The organism is Stutzerimonas stutzeri SDM-LAC (assembly GCF_000235745.1).
In the GTDB taxonomy this organism is placed as follows: Bacteria; Pseudomonadota; Gammaproteobacteria; order Pseudomonadales; family Pseudomonadaceae; genus Stutzerimonas; species Stutzerimonas stutzeri_H.
In genome coordinates this window covers 38384-54044 of record NZ_AGSX01000141.1, presented here as the reverse complement: position 1 = coordinate 54044, position 15661 = coordinate 38384, and the positions used below count along the sequence as shown (strand labels likewise).

The following is a 15661-nucleotide window of genomic DNA, read 5'->3' as shown; positions in this document are numbered from 1 at the left end:
CCATATGGCCAAGAACATGAAATACGGAGATCTGATCCAGTTCGAGCAGATCGAGTCAGTCATTCAGCTGCTCGATGCCGGACGCCCGGACGAGGCCAAGAAGCTCGTCGCGACCTACGTCATCTCCGACGACATGGCCGAGCGGATCTCCAAGCTTATGGTTCCCCAGCTTAGCTTCGACGAAATAGTCGAGGAGGTTAGCGATCCCAATGGGGACGGAACAAAGAAAAAAGCGGTCGATCACAAGGGCGTGCTGATCGTCGGCAACTACGGCACCGGTAAGTCGCACTTGATGTCGGTGCTGTCGCTGGTGGCCGAGGATGCGGCCTACGCGCCGATGATCCGCCACCCCAAGGTCGCCGAGGCGGTTGCCCCGATTGCTGGCCGCTTCAAGGTGCTGCGCATCGAGGTGGGCGGGCTGCAGATGCCGCTGCGCCAGATCATCACCCTGCAGCTTGAGCGTTTCCTGGAAAAGATTGGCGTCGACTACACCTTCCCGACCGCCGACAAGGAGCTCAACAACAAGGACTCCTTCGAGGAGATGATGGCCGCGTTCGCGGAGAAATTCCCGGACCAGGGCGTGCTGCTGGTGGTCGACGAGTTCCTGGAGTACCTGCAATCCCGTCGCGACCACGAGTTGGTGCAGGACCTGGCCATCCTGCGGCAGATCGGCGAAGTCACCAAGCACCTGAAGTTCCGCTTCGTGGCCGGTGTACAGGAAGCCATCTTTGACAGTGTGCGCTTCCAGCACGTCGCCGACAGCATGCGCCGGGTCAACGAACGCTTCACGCAGATCCTGATCGACCGTCAGGATGTCAGCTTCGTCGTCTCCGCGCGTCTGCTCAAGAAGACGGCCGACCAGCAGAACAAGATCCGCGAATACCTCACCCCGTTCGCCAAGTTCTATGGCTCCATGAACGAGCGGATGGACGAGTACGTGCGGTTGTTCCCCGTTCACCCGGACTACCTGAAGACCTTCGAGCAGATCCACTTCACCGAGAAGCGTGGCGCGCTCAAGACCATCGAGGCTGCCATGCTGGCCATCCTCGATCAGGAAGTACCCGCCGACAAGCCGCTGTTCATCAGCTACGAGAATTTCTGGAACACCATCAAGGCCAACTCGGTCCTGCGCGCTGACCCCAACATCAAGGAAGTCATGCGCGTGTCCGAAGTGCTGGAATCCCGCGTGCAGCAGGCCTTCACGCGCCCGGCCTACAAGGCAATGGCACTGCGCGTCATCAACGCGTTGGCCGTGCACCGTTTGACCACGGGCGGCGACATCCATGTGCCCATCGGCCCCACGGCTGCCGAGCTGCGCGACGCCTTGTGCCTGTTCCAGCCAGGCGTGGAAGACATGCCGGGCGATCCGGCCGAGAACCTGCTGTCGATGGTCCAGACCGTCATGCGGGAAGTGCTGAAGACCGTCAACGGCCAGTTCATCTCCAAGGCGCCGGACACCGAGCAGTACTACCTCGACCTCAAGAAGGACATCGACTACGACGCCCAGATCGAAAAGCGCGCCGAAGCCCTGTCCGACGACGCGCTCGACCGCGCCTACTACAGCGCCGTCAAGGCACTGATGGAGTGCAGCGACGATCTTCGCTACCCCGGCTTCCAGATCTGGCAGTACCAGCTCGAATGGCAAGAGCGCCGCGTCGAACGCATGGGCTACCTGTTCTTCGGGGCGCCGAACGATCGGCCCACGGCCCAGCCCGAGCGCGACTTCTACGTCTACTTCATCCAGCCCTTCGACAAGCCGAAGTTCGCCGACAACAACCTGTCGGACGAGGTTTTCTTCCGCCTCACCGGGCTGGACGACGATCTCAAGCGTCATCTGTCGTCCTACGCGGCGGCGCTCGATCTGGCCTCCACCGCCAGTGGCGGCGCCAAGACCATCTACCTCTCCAAAGCACAGGATTTCCTGCGCGCCATGAGCAAGTGGCTGCAGGAAAAGCAAATGACCGCCTTCGAAGTCACCCACCAGGGCAAGAAAAAGAACCTGCAGGAGTGGGCCAAAGGCGTGTCGCTGCGTGACCGGGCGCGGCTGGGTGCGGACGAGCGCATCAACTTCCGCGACGTGGTGAACGTCATCTCTGGCTTGGTGCTGGGCCAGCGTTTCGTCGATCTCTCGCCGGAATACCCTACCTTCTCGGTGCTGGTCACCGAGGCCAACCGCAAGCAACTGATCGGCAACGCGCTGCGCGCACTGGCCGGTGGTACTCGCACCAAGGATGCGCTCGCCGTGCTCGATGCGCTGGAGTTGCTCGATGGCGACCGCGTCGATCCGGCCAACTCCCGCTATGCGCAGGAAGTGCTGAACCGCCTCAAGGCCAAGGGCCACGGCCAGGTGCTCAACCGCAACGAACTGCTGTCGGGCACGTCTGACGTCGAGTATTTCGCGCCGATCAAGTACCGGCTGGAACCGGATCTGCTGGTCACCGTGCTGGGCGGCCTCGTTTACTCCGGCGACATCGTGCTGTCGATCACCGGCGACAAGGTCGACTCCGGCAAGCTGGCGCAACTGGCAGAACGCTCGCTGGAGGAACTCAAGCAGTTCAAGCACGTCGAGGCGCCCAAGGAGATCAACCTCGCGGTGCTGCGTGCCTTGTTCGAGTTGTTCGACCTGCCGTCCGGTCTGGCCCAGAAGGCCAGCCAGGGCGACACCGAGCCGGTCATCAAACTGCAGGAGAAAGTCAGCGCGCTGGTGCCGCGCGTGCTCAAGGCCGGCTCCGACCTGCAGCAAGGCAAGCTCGGCTTCTGGGGCCAGAACCTGCTGCGCGAAGAAGAAGCCAAAGACTGGCACACCCGGCTGGATTCGCTGAAGAAGTTCACCGAGTCGCTGGCGCCTTACAACACCGTCGGCAAGCTCAAGAATCTGCGCGTCACGCAGGAAGACCTGGACGGCCAGAAAAAGAACCTGGAGATCCTGGCCGCCGTCGAGCGTCTGCTCGAACTGGTGGTGGAGTTGGGCAGCACGGCGTCCTACCTCTCGCAGGCCGAGATGGTGTTGCCGGCCGAGCACCCGTGGGTGAAACAAGCCGAAGCCGCCCGCAAGGCACTACAGGAGAAGCTGAGCCAGGACCGCACCGCTGAGCACGCCGCCGAATACCGACAGACGCTCAACCAGCTAAAGAAGGACTACATCACCGCCTACATCGCCAGCCACAGCAAGGCGCGGCTGGGCGTGGCCGAGGACAAGACCCGCAACGCCCTGCGCAAGGACGACCGCCTGCTGGCGCTGCGCGTGTTGGCCGGCGTGTCGCTGATGCCCACCAGCCAGCTCACCGCCTTCGAGGAGTCGCTCAACGGCTTGAAGAGCTGTTCCTCGCTGGATGAGCCGACCCTGGTCACGGCCGCCGTTTGCCCGCACTGCCAGTTCCGCCCGTCTGCAGAGCAATTGGAGCTGATCCCGGCGGCCAACCGCCTGCACAAGCTGGACGACGATCTGGATCAGCTGGTGGCCAACTGGCAACAGACCCTGCTGGAGAACCTGGAAGACCCGTTCACGCAGGACAGCCTGGGCCTGTTGCCGCCCGCGTCCAAGAAGCTGATCGACGCCTTCCTTGCCTCACGCAAGCTGCCGGACCCGATGACTAGCGAGTTCGCTAACGCCGTGCAAGAGGCGCTGTCGGGGCTGGAGAAGATCGCGGTCAAGGGCGACGAGATCAAGCAGGCACTGCTGCAAGGCGGCTCGCCGGCCACGCCAGATGATCTGCGCAAGCGCTTCGACACCTTCATGAATGAGCGCTGCAAGGGCAAGGATGCCACCAAGCTGCGCTTCGTGATCGAGTGACACGGTGACCGCTCGACCATGACAACAAGAATTTGAGGAACGACTGATGAGTGATCTTTTCCAGAACCACGCGGCCAAGTCCGGCCCGGTTGAATGCCTCGGGCAAACGTTCCCGAGCGATGATGCCCGCCGCGAGCACTACCTGAAGCTGCTTGCTGAGAAACTCAAGGACCCTGAGTTCCGGAAGATCGAAGGATTTCCTATCGGCTCGGACGAGAACATTCTGGCGCTATCTGATCCACCGTACTACACGGCTTGCCCGAATCCCTTCATAGAGGATTTCGTCAAAACTCATGGCAGGCCATACCAATCTGCGGAGAAGTACAGCAAGGAGCCATTTACATCTGATGTAAGTGAAGGGAAAAACGACCCAATTTACACGGCACATAGTTACCACACAAAGGTGCCACACAAGGCGATCATGCGGTACATCCTGCACTACACCATGCCGGGTGATTTCGTTCTGGACGGATTTGCCGGCACTGGGATGACTGGTGTGGCTGCAAGGCTTTGCGGAGACAAAGCAGTTGTTGAATCGCTCGGTTACAAAGTTGATCAAAACAAAAACATCCTCGCGCCAGCCGGTGACAATAAGGGTGCTTCGTGGGTCATATTCTCCAAGCTGGGTGAGCGTCACGCAATACTGAATGATCTATCGACTGCAGCCACCTATATATCCCACAACTACAACTCGCCAATCGACGTTGATGCGCAAGATGTTCGGGCTCGTGACGTCATTCGACGGATAGAAACAGAATTTGGGTGGATGTTTCAAACTCTGCACCAGCCTTCCGAAGATCAAATCAATTCAGCTCTAAGCGAAATAGAAGCGTCAAGCCATCCTCAGCTGACTGGTCGCATTGGCCGAATTAACTACACCGTATGGTCTGATGCCTTCTCCTGTCCTGAATGCGCATCTGAGATTATCTATTGGGATACAGCCGTAGATAAGAGCGATTACCAAGTTAAGGAGGAATTTGATTGCCCCTCCTGCGGGAAGCATCTCGGCAAGAAGTCTCTAGATCGACTTTTTGTAACCCAGCTTGATCCAGTGACTGGTGAGGAGCGGCGTTCTGTTAAGCGTCGACCTGCATTGATCCATTACTCAGTTGGGAAGTCATATTTCACAAAACGTCCAGACGCAGCCGATCTTGCATTGATTGAGAAGATCGAGGCGCTACCCGTTGCTCGCTATGTTCCCAGTGAGAACATTCCAAAGGGCGACAAGACAAGTGACCCATTAAGCGTTGGGATCACAAAGCAGCATCATTTCTACACAAGGAGAAATCTGGAGGTATTGGCCGCTTACAGAGATTTGACGCGCCCACTGAGTTACGCATTCAACCTCACATCTACGGCGCAAGTGGCGTCTTTAATGTATCGATTCCGTTCACAGAACGGGAGTCTAGGTGCGGGCGGTGGCCCAATGAATGGAACACTTTATGTGCCGTCGCTCATCAAGGAAATTCCGGCCATAAAACTACTGAAAGAGCACATCGAAAAGACGTTCCGCATGAAGAGACTCATTTCGTCTCGCGGCGAGAATGTCGTATCAACAGGCTCCATGGGCAAGCTCTACAGTGTCAAAGACTCCTCGCTAGACTACATTTTTGTTGACCCTCCCTTTGGAGGAAACTTGATGTATTCGGAGTTAAATTTTCTCACCGAAGGATGGCTTGGCGTAAGAACAAACGCGAAACCAGAGGCGATTGAAAACAAAAGCCAAACAAAGTCTTTAGATGCATATCGACGACTTATGACTGGTTGCTTCGAAGAAGCCTTCCGAGTTCTTAAGCCTGGGCGCTGGATGACCGTGGAATTCTCAAACAGTCAGGCGGCGGTATGGAATGCTATTCAAACTGCACTGCAAGAGGCAGGGTTCGTTGTTGCAAACGTCTCGGCGTTGGACAAAAAGCAAGGTAGCTTCAACGCTGTAAACAACAAAACTTCAGTGAAGCAAGACCTTGTTATATCGGCATACAAACCCAATGGCGGACTTGAAGATAGGTTCGCAAAAACTGGTGGAAGTGAAGATTCGGTATGGGATTTTGTTCGAACACATCTGCAGTATCTGCCTACAGTAAAGACTCGGAATGGCGAACTGGAATTTATTTCGGAGCGTGATCCCCGCATTATTTTCGATCGGATGGTGGCCTGGTTCTTCCGGCACAACGTACAGGTTCCAATGTCTACTCAGGAGTTTCAGGCCGGTCTTATCCAGCGCTTTGTTGAACGTGACGGAATGGTCTTCTTGCCGGATCAGGTAGCCGAGTACGACAAGAAGCGTATGCAGGTGGCTATTGCACCGCAGATGGAGATGTTCGTTTCCGATGAGCGCAGCGCGATTGATTGGTTGACTGATTTCTTGAAGCGTCGCCCATCAACCTACCAAGAGGTCCACACCGATTTCATCAGCCAGCTCGGCGCAGGCTGGAAGAAGCACGAGTCGAAGCCGGAACTTGCCGCCCTGCTCGAAGACAACTTCATTCAGTACGACGGCACGGGTGAGGTGCCGAGCCAAATCCACAGCTACCTCTCGACCAACCACAAGGATCTGCGCGGGCTGGAGAAGAATAGTCCCGCACTGGTGGCCAAGGCCAAGGATCGCTGGTATGTGCCAGACCCGAACAAAGCACAAGACTTGGAGAAGAAACGCGATAAGGCGCTGCTCAAGGAGTTTGACCACTATCGAGCGTTCACGGGTCGCCGTCTGAAGGAGTTCCGCCTGGAAGCGCTGCGTGCTGGCTTCAGAGCAGCATGGGGCAATAAGGACTATCAAACGATCATCGACATCGCTGCCAAAGTGCCCGACGCGGCGCTTCAAGAGGACGAGAAGCTGCTCACCCTCTATGACATGGCATTGACCCGCACTGAGGATGGGCTGTGAGCACATTCCAGGAAGTCAATGATGCATCGCTGATCAAACTCATCGGCAAGGCGCAGCAACGTGTCGTGTTTGTGGCGCCGGGCGTGCATCAGGCCGTTGCGGAAGCGCTTGGAAAGCGACTTGTCGAGATCGATCGACTGCAGGTCACCGTGGTCATCGATCCGGATGAGGATGTGTGCCGCATTGGCTACGGCGATGCCAAGGGACTTGAGTTATTGAGCAGTTACGCCGACCGCCAGAGCTTCGCGTTGATGGCGCAACCGGGGCTTCGGGTTGGCGTGCTCTTGGTGGACGACGTCACCTTGGTATGGTCGCCGACGCCGCGCTCGGTGGAAGCAGCCCCACTCGGAAACGCTGCCTCCCCAACCGAGCGATCGCCCAACGGCCTGTTGCTTGGCGCCAATCCTGGCGCGCAATTGGCGCATGCGGTGTCGGCTGCGGGCACCGATACGCTCCCATTCGATGCGGAGGTCGGCGTAGAGGTGGTCACCAAAGAGAGGGTGCAAAAGACACTGGACGGTCTGGCCAAGAATCCACCTATCCCGGTGGATCTGGCGCGCATTACCCGTGTATACAGCACTAAGCTGCAGTTCGCCGAGTTCACGGTGAAAGGGGCGAAATTCTCCAAAAGTCAGTTGAAGGTTTCGAACGACTACATGAACGTGGATATCCAAGGCGAGCTGAAGGGCCTGGTGGAATCCAGATTGCGCGCTTTTGGCGACTTTCGAGACGAGGAATTCGAAGTGCCGGCGTTCAACAATGGCAATGAGGTGTTCGACAGCAGCCAGAAACGGCTGATGGAGAAGGTCAGCGAAGCATCCCTGCAAAGGCAGCGCAATGAGCTAGAGCGCCGCTACCTGTTCAATGTGCCGGGTTTCGGCCGCCTAATCGCCAAGGACGACAAGCAAGACCTGGAGCGTTTGGTTGCAGCCTACCGCGTGCAGCTGGAAGCCTATTCCAAGGCGATTCGGCAGCGACTGGACGCGCAGGCGGGCAAGATCATCGATGAAGCTGCCAAGTTGATCGCCGAGCGCGCAGCTCGGGCGGGGTCCAAGCTGGATGAGAAACAACTGCGGGACAGTATCCAGAAAAGCCTGGATCGGGCCAAAGATGAGGTGCCTGAGGTCAAGCTCGTGTTCAAGGATGTGACCTACGAGCAAACGAAGAACCCGGAGTTTCGTGCCAAGGTTGATAAAGCCTTGCCAGCCGCTAAACGCAAGCAGATGGGCGACTGGAATCACGATTTCGACGCGGCCAAAGCAGCAGACGGCCATGTCAATGTCAGTCATTCCTGAGAGCTGATCATCATGAATGGCAAAGCGTTTAACGTAGGCGATTGGTGCTGGTTCACCCGGCAGGCATCCCCCTGCCGCGTAATCGAGCGGCAGGACGTTTGGGGCGAAGTCGCCTATCGCGTATGGCTGCCCGCCAAGGACGCGGTGGTGCGCGCCCGGGCTGTGGATCTGGCCTCGCTGGAAAGCGTGCGCCCGAGCGTGGAGCAGATCCTGCACACCACGGCGGCGGCCAAGCTGCTTGATGCGCTGGAGGACAACCTGCTGTTGGCGCCCATCCAGTCCAGCGTGGTGCCGCTGCCGCACCAGCTCTATGCGCTGAACCGCGCCATCAGCCGCGACCGTATCCGCTACCTGCTGGCCGATGAGGTGGGTCTCGGCAAGACCATCGAGGCCGGCTTGGTGCTGCGCGAATTGAAATTGCGTGGCCGGGTGAAGCGCATCCTGGTGGTGGCGCCCAAGGGACTGGTGCGCCAGTGGCAGGCCGAAATGCGCCTGCACTTCGGCGAGAAGTTCCAGTTCATCGAGCCGTCCGAGCTGGCGGCCTTCCGGCAGTGGCGCAGTGGCGGCGCGGGCGAGGAAGAGAACCTGTGGCGCATGCACGACCAGGTGATCTGCTCGCTCGATTCGGTGAAGCCGATGGAGAGTCGTCGCGGCTGGAGCCTGGAGCAACTCAACATCTACAACCGCGAGCGCTTCGAGGACCTGATCTCAGCGTCGTGGGATCTGGTCATCATCGACGAAGCCCACCGCATGGGCGGCAGCACCGAGCAGGTAGCCCGCTACAAGCTGGGCGCGGCGCTGGCCGAAGCGTCGCCCTATCTCTTACTGCTGTCGGCCACGCCGCACCAAGGCAAGACCGACCAGTTCATGCGCTTGATGCAGTTGCTGGATCGGGAAGCCTTTCCGGACGAAGGCAGCGTCAGCCGCGACCGGGTGCGGCCCTTCGTGATCCGCACCGAGAAGCGCGCATCGATCAACGCCGAGGGCCAGCCGCTGTTCAAGCCGCGTGTCACCCGGTTGCAAGCTGTGGCATGGCAAGCGCGGCACGGGTCGCAGCAGCGCCTGTACGAGGCGGTGACCGACTATGTGCGCCACGGCTACAACCAGGCATTGGCATCCAAGCAGCGCCACATCGGTTTCTTGATGATCCTGATGCAGCGGCTGGTGACGTCCAGTACGGCAGCCATCCGCACCACGCTGGAGAAGCGCCAGGCCATGCTTGATGCGCCACAGCCCCAAGCGAATCTCTTTGAGAACACCAGCCAGGACGAGTGGGCCGACCTCGATGGCCAGTCCCAGGTGGATCTGGCCATGCAGTCCAGTGGCTGGGAGCTGGAGAAGTCCGAAGTCGAGATGTTGCTTGAGCTGGCACGGGAAACCGAGGCCGCCGGCACCGATGCCAAGGCCGAGGCACTGCTGGAGCTGATCTACAAGCTGCAGCAAGAGGAAGGCGACCCGGCGCTGAAGGTACTGATCTTCACCGAGTTCGTGCCGACGCAAGCGATGCTGGCCGACTACCTGGAAAGCAGGGGTTTCTCGGTGGCGACGCTCAACGGCAGCATGGACCTGGAAGCGCGCACACGGGCACAACAGGTGTTCTCCAAGGATGTGCGCGTGCTGATTTCGACGGATGCCGGTGGTGAAGGCCTGAACCTGCAGTTCTGCCATGTCATCGTCAACTTCGACATGCCGTGGAACCCGATGCGGATCGAGCAGCGCATTGGCCGGGTGGACCGCATCGGACAGAAGCACGTGGTTCGCGCCATCAACTTTGTGCTCGAAGACACCGTGGAGCATCGGGTGCGCCAGGTGTTGGAGGCAAAGCTCGAGGTCATCGCGCAGGAGTTTGGCGTCGATAAGGCGTCCGACGTGATGGATTCGGTCGAGGCCGATCCGATCTTCGACGAGCTGTTCGTGCATGGCCTGCAGAACCCGGATGCCATCGAACAGGAGTGCGACGCCGTGGTGTCGCAGCTGCGAACCACCTTGGCGGAGTCGAAGAAGAACAGCGATCTGCTCACCACTGAGCACGATCTGGACGCCGACGATGCCCGCAAGTGGCGCGACCACCCGGCGCAGTTCTGGCTGGAGCGCGCCATCACCAGCGGGTTGGCTGCGCGCGGCGGCTCGGCAACGAAGGTTGGCAAGGCGTGGCGGGTGAAGTGGGCAGACGGCAGTGAGTCGGCACAGGCCTGCTTTGACGCCCGCACGGCGGATGAGAACCCGGAGTTGGAATGGGTCACGATGGAAGACCCACGCGCCCGTGCTGTGATCAGTGAGCTGCCACGCTTTGTCGCCGGGCAGCCACTGCCGGTGATCCGCGTGACCGGTCTTCCGGATTCGGTACGCGGCATCTGGTCGCTGTGGGAGATCAGTCTGGCGGCTGAAGGCTTGAGTCGGAAGCGCTTCCTTCCAGTGTTCATCAACGAGGAAGGGCGCCCCTTCGTACCGACCGCGAAACGCGTCTGGGATCTGCTGCTCACTGAGACCGTAGACGTGCATGCCGTGACGGGTGCCGAGGAGTCGGCGAAGTGGTTCGAGGCATCGCATGCGGCTGCCAGTACCCAGGGTGAACGGATCTTCACCGAACTGCTGACCGAACACCGCGCCCGGCTGAAGGAAGAGCGCGAGCGTGCGGTGTATGCGTTCGAGGCCCGAGGTCAGGCCATTGGACGAATTGGCTTACCCGCCGTGCGTGAGCACCGGCGCAAGCGGCTGCAACAAGAACACGATGCGCGCATGGCCGCCCTGGACGACATGGAGGCCAGCGTGCCGGATTTGAATGCCGTGATGATGGTGCGCGTCTCCGGCGATGTGATGCCCGGAGGACAGGTGGGATGAGCCAGTGGTCAGAACGCATTCTCAGCCACTTCACGGCCGATCTCACCCGGCTGTGGGTGGCGTGCGACCCCGACGATGTGCTGCTGGACGAAAAGCTGTTGTCCGAACTGCGCGGTCGCGGCTTCGAGGTCATGCTGTACGAAGACCCGTTCGCCTTTCGGGCGGAATACGAGGAACGCTATCGCGCAGCCTGGGATCGCGGTGAGGCGGGGCCAGCGCCCTCGCTGGTTCTGCATCTGCGCAGCGCCGACGCGAATGAATTGCCGTGGGACATCGTGCACCACGGACGTGTGGTCCGGCTCAGCCTTGCGGAGCTCTTCCCCAGGCTGGCATACAGCGCGGTACAGCAAGTCGAGCCGGAGCATTTGGCCGGGCTGTTTCATGCCCACCAGACCGAATTGCAGTCAGCGCGCGGCGAGAACGAGTCCAAGGACTTCATTCTCGAGCACGTCTACCAACTGACGCCGCGATCTATTCGCAACCCGGTCGACTTCTGGCGGGAGCTGCTGCGAATGCACTTCGCCAACCGCTCGTTGCCACGCCTGTTCGCCCAGCACGCGGCAAGCATCCTCCAGGGCAAGGGACTATTCCCGGACCTTCCCGTCGCCACATGGCTGGCATCCAAGAGCGCGCTGCTGCGCGTGGTACAGGATGCGTGGTACCGCTATCTGAAGACCCTGGGGCTGGATGGCACGCGCACGGGTGAACCGCCACCGCCAGACTACCTCGCCAAGATCGAGATTCCGTTCGACCACTCCGATGTGCAGGTGCTGGTCGATTCCATGTTCCTCGACGGCAGCTTGCATCCGTTGGCGGTGCACAGCGTTCCGGCGGGGATGCCGAGTTGGATCAAGGCTGGCATTGTTCAGGACCCGGCGGCACTGCAGGCATTGGTGCTCAAAGGCATCGATGGCCTGATCGAGACGACCCCAACAGCGGCCTCTTCGCACAAGGACTGGAGCGAGTTCGCCAAACGCTACGGTGAGATCCTGGCCCGCACGCATGGTCTGCCAGGCACTGAAGGCAGCGAACACCTGCCGATGATTCGGGAACGGATCAAGACCTTGCATGCGCAATCAGACGAGGGTCTGCGAGCCTGGGTCGCAGCCAAGCATTACGCCGACCTGATCCTGCAGCCGGTGACCAAAGGTCCGGTGATGGTGCACCACGTGCCGCGCTTCTTGCGGCATCGGCGGTCCGCAGGGGAAACCAAGGTGGCTCTGCTGGTATTCGACGGGCTGGCCTTCGACCAGTGGGTGCAAATCCGCGAGCGCCTGATCGCCACCACGAAACGTTTCGCGTTCGACGAGGGAACCGCGTTTGCATGGCTGCCGACCGTGACGTCGGTGTCGCGTCAGGCGCTGTTCTCCGGGCTGAAACCGCGCGAGTTCGACGACTCCATCGACAGGACGGACAAGGAGGAATCCTTGTGGAAGACGTTCTGGCAGAACGAAGGCGTCAATTCGAATGAGGTGATGTATCGACGCGCGCTGCGTCAGACCCATCAGCTCGACGCACTGGAAGCGGATTTGATCGACCGGCGCCCGAAGGTGGTGGGCCTGGTCATCGATGAGGTGGACGATCGGCTCCACAAGGAGCGGTCCAAGAAGGACGTGGCGATGTGGATCGGCAACTGGCTGACGACCGGTTTCGTCGACCGGCTGTTCTCCCTGCTGCTGGACAAGGGATACCACATCTATCTCACGGCGGACCACGGCAACGTTGAGTCCACCGGCGTCGGCAGGCCCAGCCAGGGCGTGATTGCCGAGACGCGCGGAGAGCGTGTTCGGGTCTACCGGAGTGAGCCATTGCTGGCCGATTCCGCTGCGGCCTATCCCACCACAGTCAGGTTGGACATCGCTGGACTGCCCGCGAACTTCATGCCCCTATTCGCAGGCGGACGAACCGCCTTTGTGCCCGAGGGCGAGCAGGTAGTGGTCCACGGCGGGGTGTCGGTCGAAGAGTTGATCGTGCCCTTTGTGAAAGTCAGTTATGTGATTGGTACCGAATGAAATCATCAGCTCCAAAAATAGGCTTTGATCGGTTCATTCAGCTTGATTGGGCGGCAGCGGCACTGAATGTTCGTGCAGGCGTGGCTGGGCTAGATGATCTGAATGCACTGCTCGATGTAGCCGAGCTTGGCGTGGAAGCCAAGAAGAAAACACGCACCGTATTGAATCGGCTGTGGCTGGAGCCGCGCGCCGAACTGGTCGATTACGCGGATCGCGGCGTGGCCATCCACAAGACGCAGCCGGACATTCCCGTCGCGGCGCTGTGCTGGGGCATGTCCGTGGCGACCTACCCGTTCTTTGGCAAGGTGGCCGAACTGGTGGGCCGACTGTCCGCCATCCAGGGCGACTGCGCGTCCGCCGAGGTCCATCGGCGCATGAGTGAAACCTATGGGGAGCGCGAAGGGACCCGGCGTATGACCAACATGGTCATCCAGAGCCAGGCGAGCTGGGGCGTAGTGGAGCGGGTCGAGAAAGGCAAGCGGGTCATTCGGTCGCCACAGACGAGCATCGACAACGATGCGCTCACTGCTTGGCTGATCGAAGCCGCTGTGCGCTACGCAGGTAAGCCCGTTTCAGTACCCAGTCTGCAGTCGCTGCCCGTGCTGTTCCCGTTCAACTTGACGCGGCCCCTGGCCTACGTGGTGTCGAACAGCCCGAGCCTCGACCTCCGGTCCGAAGGCCCGAGTAACCAGTTCGTCGCTATGCGCGTTCAGCCTTGAGTATCAGCGTTAAATCCAATGAGTGGGTAAGTCTATGGCGTAGTTCTTGGCAACTGTATTTAGCGTGGCAATGATTTCAGAGTGGCGTGCTTGATCGGCAGGGTTCCAGCGTTCTCTGCGTTCCAAAAGGCTTTTCAGTTCGTCCAGGTTGTACATGCCAAGCCGATGAAAATTACCCCAGCTGGGAATGCCGAATAGGTTGTAGATGACCACGGTGGCATCGCGCTCGCTGGCGAGGCGCTTGTCGCCAGTCAGCTTCTCGGCAGCCTCTTCGGCTTCATCACGGTCGTCGTAGGTGTTGAGCAGTTTCATCGGTGCTCGGCAGTTTTTTGAATGGACGGTGGATTCTGCCTGACTGACAAAAAAAGAACAGCTAAGCACCTGTTCAGAGAGAGCCGCTTGGATGTGGCCTCCCTGAACATTGGCTATCAAATTAAGTTCGTTGGAGCCGATTGAGGATCCAGCACGTTAGCACCACCGCAGCGAGTAGTGGCGGAAAACGTATCACCAGAATCACCAGCAGCAAGACCGCCAGGCAGCCAGTAAGAATCCCGGCAAACATGAATGCCGAGGCCACAGTCCGTAACAGCAGTTTCATTGGCACCTCCTTATAGATAGCCCCGCTCAGCCAGCGACACGCAATCTTCCTGGCCTACCACAACGTGATCGAGCGTCCTGACTCCGACCAGATTCAGTGCATCCCGCAGTTTCGTGGTGAGGTTGCGATCCGCCATGCTTGGCTCCGGATCACCTGAAGGGTGGTTGTGTACCAGGATGATTGCAGCAGCGTTGAACTCCAGAGCGATCTTCACGACTTCCCGTGGGTAGACGCTGGCGCTATCCAGCGTGCCGCGAAACACCTCCTCAAATGCGATCACCCGGTGCCTGCTATCGAGCATGAGCAGTGCGAACACTTCATGCTCGTATCCGGCCAGCAGTGCCTGCAGGTGGCTGAATACTTCCTTCGGTGAAGTCAGTTCACGGCCTTTGCGCAGACGCAGGCTGGCCAGTTGCTTGGCCATCAGCAGAATGTCGCTTTCCGTCACCGGCGAATCGACCAGGTAGGTGCCGGTCGTGTCACTGGCTTTCAGCTTGTGCAGGCGCATGGCGGCCTCCTTGGTCTTGGTCTGTGGTTGGGGTTTGACGAGCAGCCTGTGCATCGAGCTTTTCAGCCAGGCTAGGGTTGGTGGGGTTGAGTTGAGATGGAGTCGCCACAGCGGATGCTTCACCCTCGGGGTAAAACTCTTCCACTATGGCGCTGGTATCCTCCTCGCTATCCTCAAATGCTCCGTTGCTGAATCCGCGTCGTGCAGCTTCGTCCAGCGCTGCCTGGTTGAAGCCTGCAGCCTGCCGCCGCGAATCGAGTTCGCTGGCTGTCACCAGTGCTTCAGCCATGTCCATGCCGCTGCGTACCGTCAGGTCGGCGTAGAAGATCGGCGTGCCATGGCTCTGGCGAGTGGACTTGCCACGCAGACGCAGTTCCAGCGGCAGGCAGGCCAGGCGGTTACCCGATATGGCCTGGAAGTAATGCAGCCGAGCGGCCAGGGTGCGAATGCTGTTGAAACCCGTAGTGCGAAACACAAAGCTGCCCAGCGGATCCTCATCACCAACGATCACGTTCAGCCTGCCGTAAGGCTTGCAGGCACCGCCTTTGGCCAGCGAGCAAGCATCCGGCGAAGGGCAGGGCAGTGACTGCATGCCGTCCTGGGTAACCCGCTTGCAGGTCTCGCCATTGCCTACGCATACGGGGCGCCCGGTTTGCCGGTCGAAGAGCGTGTAATCCGCGCGAAAATTCAGTTCCGGCTCGTTGAATAGAAGGCGTACCGGAATACTTCGCAGCTTGTCTTCCTTGCCTTGGCGCAGCTCATCATTGAGCGGATGCACTAGCCAGCCGTCTCGGCTCTGTACCTGGGAAGTGATGGTGAACTGATCATCCTTTTCCGGCAGGCGCTTGCCGTTTTTCTCGATGACCTTGCCGATGGAAATCCGCCCGAGCACAGGCGGGGTGATAGCCAGACCTTTGAGCATGGTTGCTCTCCTGGAAATGAAAAAAGGCCAGCCACGCAGCGCGAACTGCATGGGCTGGCCAAGGGGAGGGAGTGATGAAATGAGGT

The 15661-nt window shown here is 59.6% G+C and carries 10 protein-coding genes; 6 read left to right on the top strand and 4 right to left on the bottom strand.

The genetic code is table 11. The features are described from left to right. Window positions 1–4: 4 nt before the first annotated feature. Genes PSTU_RS0114850 through PSTU_RS0114825 form a run of 6 tightly spaced genes read left to right on the top strand, consistent with a single transcriptional unit; the run spans window position 5 to window position 13547 of the window. Window positions 5–3793 carry a DUF6079 family protein gene (locus PSTU_RS0114850; RefSeq protein ID WP_019341816.1) on the top strand — a complete coding sequence of 1263 codons (3789 nt, stop codon included), beginning with the start codon at window positions 5–7 and terminating at the stop codon, window positions 3791–3793. Between the two features lie 46 nt (window positions 3794–3839). After that, on the top strand, window positions 3840–6680 hold the full coding sequence (locus tag PSTU_RS0114845) for a DNA methyltransferase (RefSeq protein WP_019341815.1): 2841 nt from the start codon (window positions 3840–3842) through the stop codon (window positions 6678–6680). Next, window positions 6677–7975, top strand: coding sequence for a hypothetical protein (locus tag PSTU_RS0114840; RefSeq protein WP_019341814.1), 1299 nt, complete (start codon window positions 6677–6679; stop codon window positions 7973–7975). The genes PSTU_RS0114845 and PSTU_RS0114840 overlap by 4 nt, the downstream gene beginning before the upstream one ends. 12 nt (window positions 7976–7987) lie before the next feature. After that, window positions 7988–10816, top strand: a complete 2829-nt coding sequence (locus tag PSTU_RS0114835) for a DEAD/DEAH box helicase (protein ID WP_019341813.1) — start codon at window positions 7988–7990, stop codon at window positions 10814–10816. After that, complete coding sequence (gene pglZ / locus PSTU_RS0114830; RefSeq protein ID WP_019341812.1) at window positions 10813–12828, top strand: BREX-3 system phosphatase PglZ; 2016 nt, start codon at window positions 10813–10815, stop codon at window positions 12826–12828. The genes PSTU_RS0114835 and pglZ overlap by 4 nt, the downstream gene beginning before the upstream one ends. Beyond that, window positions 12825–13547 (top strand): hypothetical protein, encoded by a 723-nt coding sequence (locus PSTU_RS0114825; RefSeq protein WP_019341811.1) that lies wholly within the window; start codon window positions 12825–12827, stop codon window positions 13545–13547. The genes pglZ and PSTU_RS0114825 overlap by 4 nt, the downstream gene beginning before the upstream one ends. 9 nt (window positions 13548–13556) lie before the next feature. Here PSTU_RS0114825 and PSTU_RS0114820 read toward each other — a convergent pair whose 3' ends face one another. The 4 genes from PSTU_RS0114820 to PSTU_RS0114805 form a co-directional block, all read right to left on the bottom strand. Further along, window positions 13557–13859 carry a hypothetical protein gene (locus tag PSTU_RS0114820; protein WP_019341810.1) on the bottom strand — a complete coding sequence of 101 codons (303 nt, stop codon included), beginning with the start codon at window positions 13857–13859 and terminating at the stop codon, window positions 13557–13559. 121 nt (window positions 13860–13980) lie between these two features. Next, a complete protein-coding gene (locus tag PSTU_RS21835; protein ID WP_019341809.1) occupies window positions 13981–14145 on the bottom strand; it encodes a hypothetical protein in 165 nt (54 codons plus the stop codon). Between the two features lie 10 nt (window positions 14146–14155). Beyond that, window positions 14156–14653, bottom strand: a complete 498-nt coding sequence (radC, locus tag PSTU_RS0114810; RefSeq protein WP_019341808.1) for a RadC family protein — start codon at window positions 14651–14653, stop codon at window positions 14156–14158. Beyond that, window positions 14625–15575 carry a hypothetical protein gene (locus tag PSTU_RS0114805; protein WP_019341807.1) on the bottom strand — a complete coding sequence of 317 codons (951 nt, stop codon included), beginning with the start codon at window positions 15573–15575 and terminating at the stop codon, window positions 14625–14627. The genes radC and PSTU_RS0114805 overlap by 29 nt, the downstream gene beginning before the upstream one ends. Between the last annotated feature and the right edge of the window lie 86 nt (window positions 15576–15661).

Bases quoted from the DNA above. Each gene is read 5' to 3' on its own strand.
- PSTU_RS0114850 (WP_019341816.1), top strand. From the start codon at position 5: ATGGCCAAGAACATGAAATACGGAGATCTGATCCAGTTCGAGCAGATC.
- PSTU_RS0114845 (WP_019341815.1), top strand. From the start codon at position 3,840: ATGAGTGATCTTTTCCAGAACCACGCGGCCAAGTCCGGCCCGGTTGAA.
- PSTU_RS0114835 (WP_019341813.1), top strand. From the start codon at position 7,988: ATGAATGGCAAAGCGTTTAACGTAGGCGATTGGTGCTGGTTCACCCGG.
- pglZ (WP_019341812.1), top strand. From the start codon at position 10,813: ATGAGCCAGTGGTCAGAACGCATTCTCAGCCACTTCACGGCCGATCTC.
- PSTU_RS0114825 (WP_019341811.1), top strand. From the start codon at position 12,825: ATGAAATCATCAGCTCCAAAAATAGGCTTTGATCGGTTCATTCAGCTT.
- PSTU_RS0114820 (WP_019341810.1), bottom strand. From the start codon at position 13,859: ATGAAACTGCTCAACACCTACGACGACCGTGATGAAGCCGAAGAGGCT.
- PSTU_RS21835 (WP_019341809.1), bottom strand. From the start codon at position 14,145: ATGAAACTGCTGTTACGGACTGTGGCCTCGGCATTCATGTTTGCCGGG.
- radC (WP_019341808.1), bottom strand. From the start codon at position 14,653: ATGCGCCTGCACAAGCTGAAAGCCAGTGACACGACCGGCACCTACCTG.
- PSTU_RS0114805 (WP_019341807.1), bottom strand. From the start codon at position 15,575: ATGCTCAAAGGTCTGGCTATCACCCCGCCTGTGCTCGGGCGGATTTCC.